Below are 21,064 nucleotides of genomic sequence, written 5' to 3'. Positions count from 1 at the left end.
ATTTATGGCTGACACAATTAGATTAAATAAAGTATTACGTGAACTCAATATTTCTATTGACCGTGCTGTTGATTTTCTGGAATCAAAAGGGGTTGATATTGAGAAAAGTCCGAATACTAAAATTTCAGAAGAAGTACATGTAATTCTTTCAAACGAATTTCAAACGGATGCTAACAAAAAAGTAGCATCAAAAGAAGTTGGTGAAGCAAAACAGAAAGAAAAAGAAGTGTTGCGTGAGCAACGCGAGCGTGAGCTTGAAGAAAAACAAAAAGAGGCAGCCAGAAAAGAGGAAATAATTAAAGCCTCTAAAACTCTTTCGGGTCCTAAACAGGTTGGAAAAATCGATTTAGAACCAAAAAAACCTGCAGAAGTACCTGTAGAACCAAAGCAAGAAGAAAAAGCGGTAGAGGTTCCTAAAGAAGAAACTGTAGAAAAACCTGTTCAACCAGCAGTTGCTAAACAGGAAGAAGTAAAAGCGCCTGTTATTGATGAGGTAAAGAAAGAAGTTAAGCCAGAAGTTTCTAAACCTAAATCTGAAACTACTCAAGAACCTAAAAAAGAAGTTGAGCCTAAAAAACTGAGAACAAATTCGGATGGTGAATTAGTGCCAGATGAAAAAGTTAAAACCAAATATCAGGTACTTACAGGTCCAAAAATAGCTGGAGATAAAATTGATTTATCACAGTTCAATAAGCCAAAGAAAAAGAAAGAAGATAAAAAACCAGACGCAAAATCTGGAGATGCTGGCGCTAACAAGAAAAAACGCAGACGTATCAGTAAAGTTGGTGGTCCGCAACAAGGAGCCGACACTAGAGGTCCAGGCGCACCAATTAGAGCTGGCAACGACCGTTTTAAAGGGAAACCTGGTCAATCACGACGCCCCATTGTTAAAGAAGATCCTAGTGATGAGGATGTTAAAAAGCAAGTACGTGAAACTTTAGAAAAACTTCAAGGAAAATCATCTAAAGGTAAAGGCGCAAAATATAGAAGAGATAAAAGAGATCAACATAGAGATCAAACGGAAAGAAATTTAGAGCAAGAAGCAGCAGAAAGTAAAATTCTAAAGGTAACCGAATTTGTTACGGCAAGTGAAGTTGCAACTATGATGGATGTTTCTGTGACTCAAATCATTTCTGCATGTATGTCGCTTGGAATGATGGTGACCATGAACCAGCGTTTAGATGCTGAAACACTCTCTATTGTTGCTGAAGAGTTTGGTTACGAAGTAGAATTTGTTACTGCCGATATTGAAGAATCTATCGATATTTATGAAGATAAAGAAGAAGATTTAAAACCAAGAGCACCGATTGTAACCGTAATGGGTCACGTAGATCATGGTAAAACATCGCTTCTGGATTATATCCGTAAAGAAAATGTAATTGCCGGAGAATCTGGTGGTATTACACAACATATTGGAGCCTATGGTGTAGAATTGGATAACGGACAAAAAATTGCGTTCTTAGATACACCGGGTCACGAAGCGTTTACCGCAATGCGTGCTCGTGGAGCTCAAGTAACCGATATCGCTATTATTGTGGCTGCTGCCGATGATGATATCATGCCACAAACCAAAGAGGCTATTGCCCATGCACAAGCAGCAGGGGTGCCTATTGTATTTGCTATTAATAAAATAGATAAACCAGCTGCAAACCCTGAAAAAATTAAGGAAGGATTAGCACAAATGAATTTATTGGTAGAAGATTGGGGCGGTAAAATCCAATCACACGATATTTCAGCAAAAGTAGGTACGGGCGTAAAAGAATTATTAGAAAAAGTATTGCTTGAAGCTGAATTGTTAGAGCTGAAAGCAAACCCAAATAAACCAGCATTAGGTACCGTAGTAGAAGCCTTTTTAGATAAAGGACGTGGTTACGTAGCAACTATTTTAGTACAGGCAGGAACACTTCGAGTTGGAGATTATGTATTGGCTGGAAAAAATAGTGGTAAGGTAAAAGCCATGCACGACGAACGTGGAAACAATGTTGAAGCAGCTGGTCCATCAACACCTGTATCTATTTTAGGTCTAGATGGTGCGCCACAAGCGGGTGATAAATTCAATGTATTTGAAGATGAACGCGAAGCGAAGCAAATTGCATCAAAACGTGCCCAATTACAACGTGAGCAATCTGTTAGAACACAACGTCATATTACTTTAGATGAAATTGGTCGTCGTATTGCTTTAGGTGATTTCCAAGAGTTGAATATCATCCTTAAAGGTGATGTGGATGGTTCTGTGGAAGCGTTAACCGATTCATTCCAAAAATTATCAACAGAGGAAATTCAAGTGAATATCTTGCATAAAGGTGTTGGAGCCATTACGGAAAGTGATGTGTTATTAGCATCTGCTTCAGATGCTATTATTATCGGATTTAATGTGCGTCCGGTAGGAAATGCTCGTTCTATTGCTGATAAGGAAGAAATTGATATCAGAACATACTCTATTATCTACGACGCCATCAACGATCTTAAAGATGCGATGGAGGGAATGTTATCTCCAGAGTTCAAAGAAGAAATTTTAGGTACCGCAGAAATAAGAGAAATATTTAAAGTAACCAAAATTGGTAGCATTGCCGGTTGTATGGTTACTAGTGGAAAAATTCTTAGAAGTTCTAGTGTACGCTTAATTAGAGATGGTGTGGTTGTGTATACTGGTGAATTAGCTTCATTGAAACGATTTAAAGATGATGCTAAAGAAGTAACAAAAGGTTTCGACTGTGGTATGCAAATTAAAAACTATAATGATATTCAAGAAGGAGATATTATAGAAGCATTCCACCAAGTGGAAGTTAAAAAGAAACTTAAATAATCATCATTTAAGAAATAAAAAAAGCGACCACTGGTCGCTTTTTTTATGCTTCTAACATTCTAACGCTCTAAGAATCTTTATTTTTTAGGTCTAAAAATAAATGCAGCAGGGAATTTGCTTTTTATTTTTTTCAAAGCGCGGTCTGCTTCTAATCTTGTTCTGAAATCACCTACCCAAACTTTGAAGTTTGGTGGCTCATAAATATCGGTAGATTTCCAATCGCTAAAAGATGCGCTAAATTCTTTCATAGCAGTATATGCACCCGATCTGTCATTTCCATTATAAATTTGTATTTTATATCTTTCAGAATCAGGTTCATTTTTGTTCATTTCTTTTTTGACCTCAAGCAAAGTGGCTATTTTTTTGTCCTGATTTACAACAACAGTTCCTTGTTGAGCAAAACAATAGTTGGAAACAGATATAAATGCTAAAATGCCTAAAGCGCTAATTTTTAAATTCAATGATTTCATTTTCAAATATATTTATACAAATGTATACGTTAAAAACTTAATTTGAGCTGTTTTTATTATTTAGAATCTCTCTAAATTACCAATTAACAGTTCTCTAACATTTCCCAAATCGACTTTTAATATTACTTTTGCGAGAGATTTTTTTAACTGTATTTTTTTCATTTAATAAATGACAAAAGTCATACCATAGTTTAGAAGTTAATATAACCAACAATATGAGAAAGGTGATTCACCGTAAATTAAGTAAAAGCATTCTTAGTTTAGGCTTAATTATTTTATTAGCGTTTACAACCGCTCTTTCCGCTCAAGGAGATCCAGCAAAAGGGAAATCATTATTTAATGCCAATTGTGCAGCATGTCATCAATTAGATAAGAAAATGACAGGGCCTGCTCTACGAAATGTGGAAGCGCGTTTAGCTGATGAGCAAGGTTTGGATAAAGATTGGATTTACAATTGGGTTCATAATAGTGCTGGAGTTGTTAAGTCTGGCGACGCTTACGGAAACAAAGTGTATAACGAGTATGGTGGTGCGGCTATGACTGCTTTCCCACAATTGTCAAATGAAGATATTGATAACATCTTAGCTTATACTGCAGAGGTAAAAGCAGAAGCGCCTGCAGCAGCTGCTGGTGGAGCTGCGGTTGCAACGGATAATACAGCCTCAACTGGAGGTGTTTCAAACGAAATTATCTTAGGGGCTTTAGCAATCCTATTTATATTACTAGCAGCAGGTTTATATTTAGTAAACAAAACATTACGCCGCTTTGCTTCAGCTCAAAATATAGAATTACCAGAAGAAACAAAAAGAACACCACTTTGGAAAGCTTTTGTTCAGAACCAATTTTTAATGTTGGTTGTTGCAATATTCTTTTTATTGTCAAGCGCCTATTTTGTTTATGGATATCTAATGCAAGTTGGTGTAGATCAAGGTTACCAACCAGTGCAACCAATTCACTTTTCACATAAAATTCATGCTGGTGATAACGGTATCGATTGTAAATACTGTCACTCTTCTGCAAGAACAAGTAAAACTTCAGGAATTCCATCTTTAAATGTTTGTATGAACTGTCATAAATCAATTTATGAATACAATGGAGAAACAACTCCAGAACATTCTAAAGAATTCTATGATGGTGAAATTAAAAAACTATACAAAGCAGCTGGTTGGGATGATGCTGAACAAAAATACACCGGGAATTCACAACCTGTAAAATGGGTTCGTATTCACAACTTGCCAGATTTCGTTTACTTTAACCACTCACAACACGTAACTGTTGCTGGTGTTGAATGTCAAACATGTCACGGCCCGATTGAAGAAATGGAAGTGGTTTCTCAACATGCACCTTTAACTATGGGTTGGTGTATTGAGTGTCATAGAACTACCGATGTTAACGTAAAAGATAATGCTTACTATACTAAAATTCATGAAGAATTATCTAAAAAGTATGGTGTAGACAAGTTGACTGCTGCTCAAATGGGTGGTTTAGAATGTGGTAAATGCCACTATTAATAAATTTAATAAGAAGTAATTCAATTATATAATATGTCATCAAACAAGAAATACTGGAAAAGTGTTGAAGAGCTAAACGAGAATAGTTCTATTGTTGAGACGCTAAAACAAAACGAGTTTGTAGAGCAAATTCCTGCTGATGAATTTTTAGGTGATAAAGATGCATTGGAAGCAAGTTCTACTACACGTCGCGATTTCTTAAAATATGTAGGGTTTAGTACAGCTGCAGCATCTTTAGCTGCTTGTGAAGGACCTGTTGTTAAATCTATTCCTTATGTAGTACAACCTCAAGAAATTATTCCTGGAGTTGCTAACTACTATGCAACAACTATTGCAGACGGATTTGATTTTGCTAGTGTTTTAGTTAAAACGCGTGAAGGTCGTCCCATTAAAATTGAAAATAACACTTTAGCAGCTGTTAATGGAACAGCTAATGCTAGAGTTAATGCTTCGGTTTTAGGATTGTACGATAGTTTAAGAGTTCAAGGGCCTAAAAAAGGAGGCACTTCTATTTCTTGGAGTACATTTGATAAAGAAACCAATCAAAAATTAACCGATTTAAAAGTAGCTGGAAAAGAAATTGTGTTACTTACGCAAACATTCGCAAGTCCTTCTACAAGTAAGTTGATTTCTGAGTTTAAAGAAAAATATGGTAATGTTCGCCACGTTGTATATGATGCTGTTTCAGAATCGGCCGCGTTGGATGCCTACCAAGCAAAATATGGAGAGCGTGGTTTAGCTAATTACGATTTCTCTAATGCCATGACCATCGTTTCTGTTGGTGCCGATTTCTTAGGCGATTGGCAAGGTGGTGGTTTTGATTCTGGTTACTCAAAAAACAAAATCCCACAAAACGGTGAAATGTCGCGTCACATTCAGTTTGAGTCTAATATGTCTTTAACTGGTGCGAATGCTGATAAGCGTGTGCCATTAACACCAAGTGAACAAAAAATAGCTTTAGCTAAATTATATAGTTATGTGGTTGGTGGTTCTGTTTCAGGAAGTTTACCATCACATATTGAAGAAGCCGTTAAAAAAGCAGCAGCTCAATTAAAGAAAGCAGGAAGCGAAGGAGTTGTAGTTACTGGAATTCAAGATGTAAATGCACAAACTGTTGTTTTTGAAATTAATGAATTTTTAGGCAGTAAAGCTTTCGATCCAAAAACACCTATTAAAACAAGACAAGGTAATGATAAAGCGGTTTTAAATTTAGTTGCTGATATGAAGGCAGGTAAAATTGGAGCCATTATTATGAGTGGCGTAAATCCAGTTTACACGTTGCCTAATGCTTCAGATTTTGTAGCAGGATTAAAGAAAACAGAATTATCTATTGCGTTCTCAATGAAAGTTGATGAAACCGCATCAGAAACCCAATACGTTGCAGCAGCACCTCATTATCTAGAATCTTGGGGCGATGTTGAATTGAAAAAGGGACATTATGCTTTAACACAGCCAACTATTCGTCCGTTATTCAAAACCAGACAATTTCAAGAGGCTTTATTAAAATGGAACGGAAGCGATGTTTCTTACCACGATTATATTAAAGAAACCTGGGGAACCAGTATTTTAGGTGGTAGTTCATTCAATCAAGCACTACATGATGGTGTTTATGTTGGAGCCATTGCTACTGAAACTGAAAATACATCGGATGCTGAAACATCAGCAGACGTGCCTTCAGGAAATGCTGCTAGTGCTTTAACTGCTTCAGCTAAAAAATCAGGTTTAGAATTAACATTATATACCAAAGTAGGTATGGGTGATGGGCAACAAGCCAATAACCCATGGTTACAAGAGTTTCCAGACCCCATTACAAGAACATCTTGGGATAACTATTTAACCATTTCAAAAGCTGATGCTGATGCATTAGGTTTAATGAATAAGCACGTTGCTAACGGTGCCTTAAATGGTAGTTATGCTAAAGTTTCTGTAAACGGAACCACTATTACAGCTCCAGTAATGATTCAACCAGGGCAAGCTAAAGGCTCCGTTGGTTTAGCGTTTGGTTACGGAAAAACTAAAGGATTAAAAGAAGAAATGCAAACAGGTGTGAATGCCTATGCATTATATAAAGATTTTAACACGGTACAAAACGTTACTATTGAGGCTGCAGCTGGTGAGCATGAATTTGCATCGGTACAGTTACATAATACCTTAATGGGTCGTGGCGATATCATTAAAGAAACGTCTTTAGAAATCTTCAATACCAAAGATAAAAAACATTGGAATGCAGTTCCTGTAGTATCTTTAAACCATAAAGAAACTCCAGTAACATCTCCAGAGGTAGATTTATGGGATGAATTTGATCGCTCTATAGGGCATCATTTCAATCTGTCAATCGACTTAAATGCTTGTACAGGATGTGGGGCTTGTGTTATTGCTTGTCACGCTGAAAATAATGTACCGGTAGTTGGTAAAACAGAAGTGCGTCGTAGCCGTGATATGCATTGGTTACGTATCGATAGATATTATTCATCTGAAGAATCTTTTGAAGGTGATAACGAGAAAAAAGATAATATTTCTGGATTAGGAAGTTCGTTAAGCGAATTTGGTGAAATGGAAAATGCTTCTGTAAACCCACAAGTAGCATTCCAACCAGTAATGTGTCAGCACTGTAACCATGCGCCTTGTGAAACTGTATGTCCTGTGGCAGCAACTTCTCATGGTCGCCAAGGTCAAAACCACATGGCTTACAACCGTTGCGTAGGTACTAGATATTGTGCAAACAACTGTCCTTATAAAGTACGTCGTTTCAACTGGTTCTTGTACAATGGCAATGATGAGTTTGATTATCATATGAATGACGATTTAGGTCGTATGGTATTGAATCCAGATGTTGTAGTACGTTCTCGTGGTGTTATGGAAAAATGTTCTATGTGTATTCAAAAAACACAAAAAACAATTCTTGATGCTAAGCGTGATGGACGTGAAATTAAAGATGGAGAATTCCAAACAGCATGTTCTGCAGCTTGTGGAAGTGGCGCTATGGTTTTTGGAGACATCAACGATAAAGAAAGTCAAGTTGCAAAACTTAAAGAAGATAAACGTATGTACCACTTGTTAGAGCATGTAGGGGTTAAACCAAACGTGATGTATCAAACAAAAGTGAGAAATACAACTGAAGCATAAATCAAGTAAAGAGTTTGAAAGTAAAAAGTTTAAAAAGCAATGTGTCTTTTAAACAAATAAACGCTTAAACAAATAAACAAATAAACAATTAAGAAATGGCGTCTCATTACGAAGCACCTATTAGAAGACCCTTAGTTACAGGCGAAAAATCATACCACGACGTTACTGTGGATGTGGCTAAGCCAGTAGAAGGAAAAGCAAACAAACAATGGTGGATAGTTTTTGGTATTTCACTTGCAGCTTTTCTTTGGGGTATTGGATGTATTTTATATACCATATCAACAGGTATTGGAACTTGGGGTTTAAATAAAACCGTAGGTTGGGCCTGGGATATTACTAACTTCGTTTGGTGGGTTGGTATTGGTCACGCAGGAACACTTATTTCTGCGGTACTTTTACTGTTCCGTCAAAAATGGAGAATGGCAATTAACCGTTCTGCAGAGGCGATGACCATCTTCTCGGTAGTTCAGGCAGGTTTATTTCCAATTATTCACATGGGTCGTCCATGGTTAGGATACTGGGTATTACCAATCCCGAATCAGTTTGGTTCTTTATGGGTAAACTTCAACTCACCGTTACTTTGGGACGTATTTGCAATTTCAACATACCTATCAGTATCATTAGTATTCTGGTGGACTGGTTTACTTCCAGATTTCGCAATGCTACGCGATAGAGCTATTAAGCCTTTCCAAAAGAAAATATACTCTATTTTAAGTTTTGGATGGTCTGGTCGTGCTAAAGATTGGCAACGTTTTGAAGAAGTATCTTTGGTACTTGCAGGTTTAGCAACACCACTTGTACTTTCTGTACATACTATTGTATCATTTGACTTCGCAACCTCGGTAATCCCAGGTTGGCATACCACTATTTTCCCTCCATACTTCGTTGCTGGAGCGGTATTCTCAGGATTCGCCATGGTAAATACACTTCTTATCATCATGAGAAAAGTGTGTAACCTTGAAGATTATATTACCGTACAACACATCGAGTTGATGAACATTGTAATCATGATTACGGGTTCTATTGTTGGTGTGGCTTATATTACAGAGTTATTTATTGCATGGTATTCTGGTGTTGAATACGAACAATATGCATTCTTAAACAGAGCAACTGGTCCTTACTGGTGGGCATATTGGGCGATGATGACTTGTAACGTATTCTCTCCGCAGTTTATGTGGTTCAAGAAGTTAAGAACAAGCATCATGTTCTCATTCTTTATCTCAATTGTAGTAAATATTGGAATGTGGTTTGAGCGTTTCGTAATCATCGTAACGTCGTTACATAGAGATTACTTACCATCTTCATGGACTATGTTCTCTCCAACATTTGTTGATATAGGTATTTTTATAGGAACTATAGGATTCTTCTTTGTATTATTCTTATTATACTCGAGAACATTCCCAGTAATTGCGCAAGCAGAGGTAAAAACAATTTTAAAATCATCTGGTGAGCGTTATAAAAATATTAGAGAAAGAGGTGATAGTTTGGTTGGAACTGGTGCAGATGCAAGAACTTCTAACTTTAAGTTGCCTCAAGAAACAACAGCAAGCAAACCAAGTCAAGATAATTCTGAGAAATTAGATAATCTTTTACAGGGCATTGGTAAATTCGACCCAACATTACAAACGCCTGATGATTTAAAGGTTATCAATGGTATTGGTCCAAAAATGGAAGAAGTCTTAAATAGTATTGGTATTTATACCTATGCTCAGGTAAGCAAAATGACAAAAAGAGAATATGATTTGTTAGACGAAATTACAGGTTCTTTCCCGGGAAGAGCAGAACGTGATGATTGGTCAGGACAAGCTAAAAAATTAATAAACTAAACATAGTCAATGGAAACTTCAAAAGTTATTCACGCTATTTATACAGATGATGATGTATTAATGTCGGCTGTTAAAAAGGTTAAGGCAGAAAGATATCATATCGAAGAAATATACACACCATTTCCAGTACATGGACTAGACAAAGCTATGGGATTAGCACCTACACGAATAGCTATTGCAGCATTTATGTATGGTCTAGTTGGTTTAACAGTTGCAACCGTTATGATGAATTTCATCATGATTGAAGATTGGCCCCAAAATATTGGCGGTAAACCAAGTTTTAGCTATATAGAAAATATGCCAGCATTCGTGCCAATTATGTTTGAGTTAACGGTGTTTTTCGCTGCGCATTTAATGGTAATTACATTTTATTTAAGAAGTAGAATGTGGCCATTCAAAGAAGCTGAAAATCCAGACCCAAGAACAACAGACGATCATTTCTTAATGGAAATTGCAGTTGATGGTAATGAAGAAGCTCTTGAAAATTTGCTTAAAGATACTGGAGCCGTAGAGATTAATTTAATTGATAAAGCGCATTAATAATGATGAAGAGCTTAATTAAAATATTAGTAATAGCAGTTGTTTTAGTTGCTGTATCATGTAAAAAGGATACCGCACCTAACTACCAATTCATGCCTAACATGTATGAGTCTGTAGGTTACGAAACCTATAGCGAATCATCTGCTTTTAAAAATGGAGTTGAAGCACAATTGCCTGCAGAAGGTTCTATAGCAAGAGGTTTTATACCTTTTGATATTGAGAATTCAACTGAGGGTTATACGTTAGCTAAAGAAACCTTGAAAAGCCCTTTAGATTCTCTTTCAGTTGATTTAGAAAGAGGAAAAGCATTATATGATATTTATTGCGGTATCTGTCATGGAACTAAAGGAGACGGACAAGGAAATCTAGTAAAACGCGAAAAAATATTAGGTATTCCAAGTTATGATGATGCAGGTAGAGCAATAAATGAAGGAAGTATTTACCATACTATTTATTATGGAAAAAATGCGATGGGTTCCTATGCAAACCAGTTGAAAGAAGAAGAGCGTTGGCAAGTAGTTTCGTATGTGTTGGAATTAAAGGCTAATTTAGAAAAGTAAGATAGACAAGATTATTATAGATATGTATACATTTTCAAATAAATTAAAGACATTTTCTTTCATTCTAATGATTTTAGGAGCATTAGGAGTTGGATATGGTTTTATGACATCTCATAAATCTTTTGAAGAAGTTGAAACCTTACTTGCAGAAGAATCTCACCACGGTGGTGGTCATGCAGCAGAAGCTTCTCATGGAGCGGCTAGTCATGATGCTCATGCTGTTGATAATGGACATGGGGAAGAAGCACATGCTGAAGTTGATGAGCACAAAGAACATATTGAACATGTTCAGCACCAAATAGCAAACAGACCATGGTCTGCACTATATGTAGCTGCCTTTTTCTTTATGATGATTGGTTTAGGTGTTTTAGCTTTTTACGCTATTCAAATTGCATCTCAAGCAGGATGGTCTCCAGTATTGTTTAGAGTTATGGAAGGTATTACGGCTTATGTACTGCCTGGTGCTTTAATAGTTTTGGCTATTGCGGTAGCTTCGGGTACTATTGGCCATTACAATTTATTTGTATGGATGGATCCTGAAGTAGTAGCGCACGATAAATTATTACAAGGAAAATCAGGATGGTTAAGCTTACCTTGGTTTACTATTAGAGGTTTAATATTTATAGCTGGATGGAGTTTATACCGTCATTTCGCTCGTAAATTCTCTATAGCTCAAGATACAGCAGAAGACCAAAGCAACTTTAAGAAATCATTTCGTATAGCCGCTGCATTTTTAGTATTCTTTATTTATTCTGAATCTATAATGTCTTGGGATTGGATTATGAGTGTAGATCCTCACTGGTTCTCAACTTTATTTGGTTGGTATGTATTTGCTAGTATGTTTGTAAGTGGTATTACCGTAATCGCTTTAATCACTATTTACTTAAAATCTAGAAATTATTTACCATTTGTAAATGAAAACCATTTACACGATGTTGCTAAATTCATGTTTGCTTTCAGTATTTTCTGGACCTACTTATGGTTCTCACAATTCATGCTTATTTGGTACTCAAACATACCAGAAGAGGTAACATATTTCATATCTCGTTTTAACGATTACCAATTACCTTTCTTAGGCATGGTAGTTATGAATTTTGTGTTCCCAATTTTATTGTTAATGAACGCTGATTATAAACGTATCCCTTGGTTTGTTGTAATGGCTGGATTGGTAATTTTATTCGGGCATTATATAGATATTTTCAATATGATTATGCCAGCTACCGTAGGAGATAGATGGTTTATAGGTATCCCTGAAATAAGTTCTATATTGCTTTTTGCTGGTTTATTCATATTTGTAGTATTTACAGCTTTAACAAAAGCGCCATTACTTGTAAAAGGTTATCCTTTTAGAAAAGAAAGTGAAGATTTTCATTATTAATTAAGATATAAATAAAGACGAACGATACAAATGACTGCTTTATTAACAATTATAGTTTTAGTATTTATTTTAGTTGCCATATGGCAAATGGTAAAGATTTTCGATTTGGCACAAGCTAAAAATGAAAACTCTCAAGTTGCCACTGACAAGGATAATACAATCAATGGATATTTAATGATGGGCTTTTTAGCGTTCATTTATATCATTACTATTGTATGTTTTGCAAAATGGGGCGATTTGCCTTTAATGTCAAACTCGGCATCTGAACATGGTCCAACTATTGATAATTTAATGATTATCTCAATGATAATTATCTTTATCACACAAACCATTACTCAATTTTTATTACACTATTTTGCATTTAAATACAAAGGTGAAAAAGGTAAAAAAGCATTGTTTTTTGCTGATAACAACAAATTAGAAGCTATCTGGACTATTATACCGGTAATTGTTTTAGCAGGTTTAATTATATATGGTTTAAATACTTGGATTAACATCATGGGTGTTGATGAGAGCGACGACCCATTAGTAATAGAGTTATATGCACAACAGTTTAACTGGAAAGCTAGATATGGTGGTGCAGATAATACCTTAGGAAAGGCCAATGTGCGTTTAATTGACATTGACCGTGCCAATATTTTAGGTTTAGATGAAGCAGATCCAAATGCACAAGATGATGTTATCACTACGGAGTTGCATTTACCAGTAGGAAAACCAGTATTGTTCAAAATGCGTTCTCAAGACGTATTACATTCTGCATATATGCCACACTTTAGAGCACAGATGAACTGTGTACCGGGTATGATTACACAATTTGGCTTCACACCAACAGTTACTACTGCTGAGATGCGCCAAACACCAGAAATGATTGAGAAAGTAGCAAACATTAATAATATTAGAGTAGAAAAAAGTCAAAAGTTAATTGCTGAAGGTGGAGAAGCTTTGGAGAGATATGAGTTTGACTATTTATTATTATGTAATAAAATTTGCGGAAAATCTCACTACAACATGCAAATGAAGATTGTAGTAGAAACTCAAGAAGAATATGATGCTTGGATGAAGGAGCAAAAAGAATTCAAAAACTCTCTAGTTAATTAATTAAAAAAAAGATAAATACGCTATAAGATTATGTCAGCACACGAAGATACTCACGCTCACGACGCTCATGACGACCACGGACATCATCATAAAGAGACCTTTGTAACTAAATATATATTTAGTCAAGATCACAAAATGATTGCCAAACAGTACCTAATTACAGGTACGATTATGGGGGTTATAGGTGTTTTAATGTCTATGATGTTCCGTATGCAAATTGCATGGCCAGAGGAGCCAAACGTATTGTTTGAAGCTTTATTGGGCAAATGGGCTCCAGAAGGTGTTATGGATGCCGATATTTATTTAGCATTAGTAACCATTCACGGTACCATCATGGTATTCTTTGTTCTAACCGCTGGTTTAAGTGGAACGTTCAGTAACTTGTTAATTCCGTTACAAATTGGAGCGCGCGATATGGCTTCAGGATTCCTAAATATGGTGTCTTATTGGTTATTCTTCCTTTCAAGTGTAATCATGGTCATATCATTATTTGTTGAAGCAGGTCCTGCTGCAGCTGGATGGACCATCTATCCACCATTAAGTGCTTTACCAATGGCTCAAGGGGGGTCAGGTATGGGTATGACGCTTTGGTTAGTTTCTATGGCAATATTTATTGCGTCTTCATTATTAGGTTCTCTTAATTATGTTGTTACTGTAATTAACTTACGTACCAAAGGGATGTCTATGACAAGATTACCATTAACAATTTGGGCTTTCTTTGTAACAGCTGTAATTGGTATTATTTCATTCCCAGTATTATTATCTGCGGCATTATTATTAATCATGGATAGAAGCTTTGGAACATCATTCTTCTTATCAGATATATTTATTCAAGGTGAAGTTTTACATTACCAAGGTGGTTCTCCTGTATTGTTTGAACACTTATTTTGGTTCTTAGGTCACCCAGAAGTATATATCGTTATATTACCAGCAATGGGATTAGTTTCTGAAATTATGGCTTCAAATTCACGTAAACCAATTTTTGGTTATCGTGCCATGATTGCTTCTATTTTAGCCATTGCATTCTTATCAACTATTGTATGGGGTCACCATATGTTTATTTCTGGTATGAATCCATTCTTAGGTTCTGTATTTACATTTACAACTTTATTGATTGCGATTCCATCAGCGGTGAAAGCATTCAACTGGATTACAACGTTATGGAAAGGTAATCTTCAGATGAACCCTGCCATGTTATTCTCTATTGGGTTCGTTTCTACATTCATCACTGGAGGATTAACAGGAATCATTCTTGGAGATAGTGCTTTAGACATCAACGTTCACGATACTTATTTTGTAGTAGCTCACTTCCATTTGGTAATGGGAATATCTGCACTTTACGGTATGTTTGCTGGTATTTACCACTGGTATCCAAAAATGTTTGGTAGGATGTTGAATAAAAACTTAGGTTATATTCACTTCTGGATTACCGCAGTTTGTGCTTATGGTGTGTTTTTCCCAATGCACTTTATAGGTATGGCAGGTTTACCACGTCGTTATTACACAAATTCTAATTTTCCATTATTCGACGATTTAGCAAACGTAAATGTTATTATCACCATTTTTGCTTTAATTGGTGGTGTGGTACAAATAGTATATTTATATAACTTTTTCAGTAGTATTTTCTACGGAAAGAAAGCAACTCAAAACCCTTGGAGTTCTACAACCTTAGAATGGACAACACCTGTTGAGCATATTCATGGAAACTGGCCAGGAGAGATTCCACATGTACATCGTTGGGCTTACGATTATAGTAAACCAGGGCATGATGTAGACTTTGTTCCACAGAATATTCCTTTAAAAGAAGGCGAAGAAGAGCTTCAACACTAAGGGCCGATATTAAAATATTACGCTTATAATTTAAAAACTCACCTCGAAAAGGTGAGTTTTTCCGTTTAAATGACATTTTTTTTCGATAAAAAGTAAAATTATTTCAAAATTATCGTTGAAATACAAAAAAATCAGTTAAATTGCACTGATTTAAAAATGCTAAAGATTAATTCTGATAATATAATAAAGGATTAATCTAATGTTTTAGACAAGCTATTATTAATATGATTCTAAACTATTTCAACTATGATAACAAAACTACTATCTAGGAAAGTTATTAAAATAACATTAAGTGTTTTGATGCTTTTATGGACATCATTTTCAAGTTTTGCTCAGTGTCCTACTGTTTCAAATCCCAACCCCGCACCTATTTGTAATGCGGCCGGTTATAGTTTTGCAAATTTAAGTGCCGACTATGCACCGGGTGCTGTGTGGTATAGCGCAGCTATTGGTGGCATTCGTTACAATTCAACCCAATTGGTTACGCAAGGAACTTATTATGCAGGAAATAATGTTGGCAATTGCGGAACAAGGCAATCTATAAATGTGACGTTTCAAGTAAACCCTGTTCCTGTAGGAGCATCATTGGATAAATTTTATTGTAGTAACGATAACGCTACCATTCAAGATTATATTGATGATGCATTAGTTGGATATATACCAGTAGGAGGAACTGTAAATGTTTATTATGATATAAACATGAGCAATGAAGCTAATACTACCGATGCCGTAACAAACGGTATTGTTAATTATTATATCGTTTTTAGTGATGGAACCATGCCGACGCCTTGTACAAGTCAGATTAAGTTTGGAAAATCAATTCAATCTGTTTCACCAGCAAATCCAACACCTACTCCTAATCAGGAATTTTGTTCAGATTCCAATCCAACAATTGGAGATTTGAATCCTGGAACTACAGCTAATTATAATTGGTACGAACAAGTTGATGCCTTTGGAGATCCTATTCCTCCAATCCTATTGGCCTCGGAACCTTTAACAAACGGAACGTATTATGTACAAGTTACGGATGCTTTTTGTAACAGTGATGCCATACCCGTTACAGTTACAATTGATGATCCTGTTCAATCGGGAGCTTCAGCATCTTTAGAATATTGTGATGATAGTTTACCTGCAAACGATTTTAATTTATTTGATGAATTAGGAGCCCCTAAAGTTACAACAGGCTCTTGGTCTGGACCATTAGTTACATCTGGTGGCTATCTTGGAACAGTTAATATATCTACATTAACAACAGCAGGAACTTATGTATTTTCTTATACAGTTCCAACATCTGGAGCATGTCCAAATGGTGTTGCCACAGTAAGTATTACAGTTTTTGAAACACTTAGCTCAGGTATACCTTCTGCTATAAATCCAGCAACATTTTGTGAGTCTGCGGCACCGTCTAATTTTGACTTATTTTCCTTATTGGATAATGAAGATTTAAACGGACAATGGACACAAGGAACTTTAAGCACAGACCCAGTAGTAACATCTCCAATAGATTTGTCAAGTTTCATTCCGGGAACATATGATTTCACTTATACACAAAATTTGTTGCCAAATCCATGTACCGAGCAATCTACAACAGTACAAGTGGTGATATTACCAGATCCAAATACAGGAGTTGCAGTGAACCAAATATTTTGTGAGAATGATTTAGCAGCAAATTCACCATTCGATTTGTTTACTGCTTTAGATGGTTCTCAAGATAATAATAGTGGTACTTGGACAGACGCCAGTAATACACCAGTAACAAACCCCATAGACCTTACAAATTTAACAGTAGCAGGAAGCCCTTATAAATTTAATTATACCATAGATAATGGCACATGTTCAGATACTGAAGCAATAACTATTACTGTACAACCTTCTCCAGAATCTGGAACAGCAAACGCACCAGCCATATTCTGTGAAGATTTAGCACCAGCAAGTTATAATTTATTCGATTTATTAACAGGTGAAGATACAGCAGGAACCTGGTTTTCGGGAACGAATAATTTAGGTGCCATTGTTTCAAGTCCAGTAGACCTATCTGTTTTAGCACCGGGCGATTATGATTTCACTTATGATGTGGATGCCATTGGAAGTTGCGACGATGCATTGGTAACGGTAACCATTACCATAAATCCTTTACCAGTAACGGGAACACCAACACCTGCCATTTTTTGTGAAAATGATTTAGCAGCCAATTCACCATTGGATCTGTTCGGTCAACTTTCAGGTCAAGACCCAGGAGGTACTTGGACAGATGATAATACTTCGGGCGCATTGAGCGGAAGCGAGGTAAACTTAAATGCTTTAACCATCGGTTCCTATAATTTCACTTATATCATAACAGATGCGAATGGCTGTACAAACAGTTCAACGGTACTGGTTAGAGTGGATGATGCTCCAGAATCTGGTACAGCAAACGCACCAGTTCTGTTCTGTGAAGATTTAGCACCAGCAAGTTATAATTTATTCGATTCATTAACAGGGGCGGATGTTACAGGAACCTGGTTTTCGGGAACAGATAATTTAGGAGCAACCGTTTCAAACCCAGTAGACTTGTCTGTTTTAGCACCAGGCGATTATAATTTCACTTATGATGTGGATGCCATTGGAAGTTGCGACGATGAACTGGTAACGGTAACCATAACCATAAATGCATTGCCAGTAACGGGAACCCCAACACCGGCCATCTTTTGCGAAAATGATTTAGCAGCCAATTCACCATTGGATCTGTTCGGCCAACTTTCAGGTGAAGATGCAGGAGGTACTTGGACAGATGATAATACAACAGGCGCATTGAGCGGAAGCGACGTAAATTTAAATGCCTTGACCATAGGGTCCTATAATTTCACCTATACCATAACAGATGCCAATGGCTGCACAAACAGTTCAACGGTACTGGTTAGAGTGGATGATGCTCCAGAATCTGGTACGGTGAATGCCCCAATGGAATTTTGTATGGCTTCAATAACAGCAGGTCAAACATATAATTTATTTGATTTATTAACAGATGAAGATTCAACAGGTAGTTGGAGTGATGATGATAGTACCGGCGCTTTGTCAGGAAATTTGGTAACTATTGATGGTCTTTCTGCAGGTACTTATAATTTCACATATGATGTTGATGCCATAGGAAGTTGTGATGATGTATTAGTAACGGTATCTATTATAATTAATGACGCACCTTCACCAATAGCAGCAGCAACTCAAGAATTTTGTGATACGGCAACCGTTTCAGATTTAACAGCAACAGGAACTACAATACAATGGTATGATAATGCAACTGGAGGAAGCCCATTGGCTGGAAGTGTTGCCTTAGTTGATAGCGGAACTTATTATGCTTCACAAACCGATGCAACTACAAATTGTGAATCTTCGGTTAGAACCTTGGTAACTGTTACAATTTATCAATCACCAAAATCGGGAAATCCAAATCCTATATCGGTTTGTAATACTAATTTAGCGGTAGATTTATTTATAGCCTTAGATGGCTCCCAAGACGCTACTGGTGTTTGGCAAGATATTGATGGAACAGGGGCTTTAACAGGAAGTAGCTTTGATGCTTCGGCAGTAGCTCCGGGCACATATCAATTCAACTATTTAGTAACAGCATCGGCACCTTGTGTGGATGCGAATACAATAACAACTATTACCGTAGAACCACCATTAAGTGCTGGAACAGATAATACTTTAGATGTATGTAGTAACAATGGTACTACCGATTTATTCACATTAATAGGAAGCGCCGATACAGGGGGTACTTGGGCACCGGCAATGGCTAGTGGTACAGGTGTTTTTAATCCGTTGGTAGATGCCCCGGGTGTGTATTCTTATACTGTAACGAATGCTTGTGGATCGGATACTAGTAATGTAACGGTAACTGTAACCCAAACTCCAAATGCAGGAACTGATAATGCTACTATCATTTGTATTATTGATGGTCAAATAGATTTATTTACATTATTAGGAACTTCGGCTCAAAGCGGAGGTACTTGGTCACCCTCATTAACAAGTGGTTCAAGTATTTTCGATCCAAATTCAGATGCATCAGGAACCTATATTTATACTGTAACAGCGGTTTCACCATGTTCATCAGATGCCAGTGCTCAAATTACTGTAACAGTTAACGATTCTCCTCAAATAATTGTAATAGAACAAAATCCATCTTTTTGTTTAGTTGATAATCCAACAGTCACAGATTTAACATCAAGCATCAGGCCAACAGGAACAGTAAATTGGTATGCCGATGCAGCTTTAACTATACCGTTAAATCTAACAGATACGTTAATAGATGGTGAAGATTATTTTGCAACCCAAACCACAGGTTCTGGTTGTGAGTCCTCGATGAGTGTTCAAATAAATGTGACTATTAATGACACGCCAACACCAACCATAAAAGATTCTAGTAAGGAATATTGTATTAACGATGCACCAACCATTTACGATCTTTCACTAAACTTAAACGAGTATGCAGAATTACAAGATAATGTAGTTTGGTATGATGCCCATGTGAATGGAACAGTATTTAATAATACGGATGTACTTACTAATCTAACAACCTACTATGCAGCACTTATAGATGCGGCAACAGGATGTGAAAGCAGTGTGCGATTAGCTGTTACGCCAGATTTAACAGCTTGTGGTGAGTTGTTTTTGCCAGATGGATTCTCGCCAAATGGTGACGGTATTAACGATACTTACGATTACGATAATTTAGATGTTCTTTATCCAAATTTTGAAATAGAGATTTATAATCGCTACGGCAATATTGTTTATAAAGGAAATGCTTCTAGCCCACGTTTTAATGGCATATCTAATCAGGCAAGAACTATGTTAAAAGGTGATTTGCCCGTAGGAATGTACTATTACATTTTCAATTTCAATGATGGTAAGAATAAACCAAAACAAGGTCATTTATACTTAAGCAGATAATTTTTTAGATAAACAAAAATTTAGAAAACATGAAAAATTTAAATATATATCATAAAATAGCTGCCTTAGTAGGATTGACACTTTTGTCTTTTCAAAGTTTCGCGCAGCAAGATCCTCAATTTACACAGTATATGTATAATATGAGTGTTATAAACCCTGCCTATGCTACAGCAGATCCAGCCATTTTGAATTTGGGTGGTTTATACAGAACCCAATGGGTAGGAGTTGAAGGTGCTCCAAAAACAGGAACCTTTTTTGCTCACACACCTATTAACGAAAAAATAGAAGCGGGAATCTCGTTTACTAACGATAATATAGGCGATGTGGTTCAAGAAAATAATATTTACGCAGATTTCGCCTATGTGTTACCAATGGGTCTAGACCGTGGAAAACTATCATTAGGAATCAAAGCAGGTTTAACCTTTTTCAATGTTAATTTTGATGGTTTTACGCTGCAATCAGGAAGTGCATCAACAGATATGGCTTTCAACGAAAACATCAGTAAAACATTCCCTAATATTGGTATTGGAGCCTTTTATTTTACCGATAATTATTACATCGGTTTGTCAGCTCCCAATATGTTAAATTCAAAACATATTGAAACTGAAAATGGCGTTAAAGCTACAGGCGTTGAAAGTATTCACTATTACTTAACGGGAGGTTATGTGTTTGATATAAATAGGGATCTAAAATTTAAACCAGCATTTATGGCGAAGTCGGTTCAAGGTGCACCATTATCACTCGATATTACAGCCAATGTTTTATTTAATGAAAAACTGGAAGCAGGTTTAGGCTACCGTTTAGATGATGCTATTAGTGGGTTGGTAAGTTTTAGAGTCATGCCAGATCTAAAAATAGGATATGCTTACGATTTCACAACCAGTAACCTTGGCGATTATAATTCAGGTTCTCACGAAATATTTGTTTTGTTTGATATTGATTTATTCGGATTTAGAGGTGGCTACGATCGTTCACCTAGATTCTTCTAACCCT

At 36.3% G+C, this 21,064-nt stretch carries 12 protein-coding genes; 11 read left to right on the top strand and 1 reads right to left on the bottom strand.

Features of this window, described 5'->3' with window-relative positions; all coding sequences use genetic code 11:
• The first annotated feature begins 4 nt into the window (after positions 1-4).
• On the top strand, positions 5-2,806 hold the full coding sequence (gene infB, locus J8H85_RS12555; RefSeq protein ID WP_209655554.1) for a translation initiation factor IF-2: 2,802 nt from the start codon (positions 5-7) through the stop codon (positions 2,804-2,806).
• A 77-nt stretch (positions 2,807-2,883) separates the two neighbouring features.
• On the opposite strand, the gene J8H85_RS12550 is transcribed toward infB, so the two are convergent.
• Positions 2,884-3,276, bottom strand: a complete 393-nt coding sequence (locus J8H85_RS12550; protein WP_209655553.1) for an SPOR domain-containing protein — start codon at positions 3,274-3,276, stop codon at positions 2,884-2,886.
• A gap of 215 nt (positions 3,277-3,491) precedes the next feature.
• Between J8H85_RS12550 and J8H85_RS12545 the strand changes: the two genes are divergently transcribed.
• The 10 genes from J8H85_RS12545 to J8H85_RS12500 all read left to right on the top strand — a co-directional run bounded on the left by J8H85_RS12545 (position 3,492) and on the right by J8H85_RS12500 (position 21,060).
• Positions 3,492-4,787, top strand: coding sequence for a cytochrome c3 family protein (locus J8H85_RS12545; RefSeq protein WP_209655552.1), 1,296 nt, complete (start codon positions 3,492-3,494; stop codon positions 4,785-4,787).
• Between the two features lie 33 nt (positions 4,788-4,820).
• Positions 4,821-7,913 (top strand): TAT-variant-translocated molybdopterin oxidoreductase, encoded by a 3,093-nt coding sequence (locus tag J8H85_RS12540; protein WP_209655551.1) that lies wholly within the window; start codon positions 4,821-4,823, stop codon positions 7,911-7,913.
• 95 nt (positions 7,914-8,008) lie between these two features.
• Complete coding sequence (gene nrfD, locus J8H85_RS12535) at positions 8,009-9,739, top strand: NrfD/PsrC family molybdoenzyme membrane anchor subunit (protein ID WP_209655550.1); 1,731 nt, start codon at positions 8,009-8,011, stop codon at positions 9,737-9,739.
• Between the two features lie 9 nt (positions 9,740-9,748).
• A complete protein-coding gene (locus J8H85_RS12530) occupies positions 9,749-10,279 on the top strand; it encodes a DUF3341 domain-containing protein (protein ID WP_209655549.1) in 531 nt (176 codons plus the stop codon).
• A 5-nt stretch (positions 10,280-10,284) separates the two neighbouring features.
• Positions 10,285-10,839 (top strand): c-type cytochrome, encoded by a 555-nt coding sequence (locus tag J8H85_RS12525; RefSeq protein ID WP_209655606.1) that lies wholly within the window; start codon positions 10,285-10,287, stop codon positions 10,837-10,839.
• A 22-nt stretch (positions 10,840-10,861) separates the two neighbouring features.
• Positions 10,862-12,217 carry a cation-translocating P-type ATPase gene (locus tag J8H85_RS12520; RefSeq protein WP_209655548.1) on the top strand — a complete coding sequence of 452 codons (1,356 nt, stop codon included), beginning with the start codon at positions 10,862-10,864 and terminating at the stop codon, positions 12,215-12,217.
• Between the two features lie 30 nt (positions 12,218-12,247).
• Entirely contained in the window at positions 12,248-13,315 is a 1,068-nt protein-coding gene (locus J8H85_RS12515) for a cytochrome c oxidase subunit II (RefSeq protein ID WP_209655547.1), read from the top strand.
• A gap of 30 nt (positions 13,316-13,345) precedes the next feature.
• A complete protein-coding gene (locus tag J8H85_RS12510; RefSeq protein WP_209655546.1) occupies positions 13,346-15,145 on the top strand; it encodes a cytochrome c oxidase subunit I in 1,800 nt (599 codons plus the stop codon).
• Positions 15,146-15,391: 246 nt separating this feature from the next.
• Positions 15,392-20,071 carry a gliding motility-associated C-terminal domain-containing protein gene (locus J8H85_RS12505; protein ID WP_209655545.1) on the top strand — a complete coding sequence of 1,560 codons (4,680 nt, stop codon included), beginning with the start codon at positions 15,392-15,394 and terminating at the stop codon, positions 20,069-20,071.
• Between the two features lie 29 nt (positions 20,072-20,100).
• Positions 20,101-21,060, top strand: a complete 960-nt coding sequence (locus tag J8H85_RS12500; RefSeq protein WP_209655544.1) for a PorP/SprF family type IX secretion system membrane protein — start codon at positions 20,101-20,103, stop codon at positions 21,058-21,060.
• Positions 21,061-21,064 lie beyond the last annotated feature (4 nt).

The organism is Mariniflexile gromovii (assembly GCF_017814435.1).
Classification (GTDB): domain Bacteria; phylum Bacteroidota; class Bacteroidia; order Flavobacteriales; family Flavobacteriaceae; genus Mariniflexile; species Mariniflexile gromovii.
This window is presented reverse-complemented; position numbering and strand designations above follow the sequence as displayed.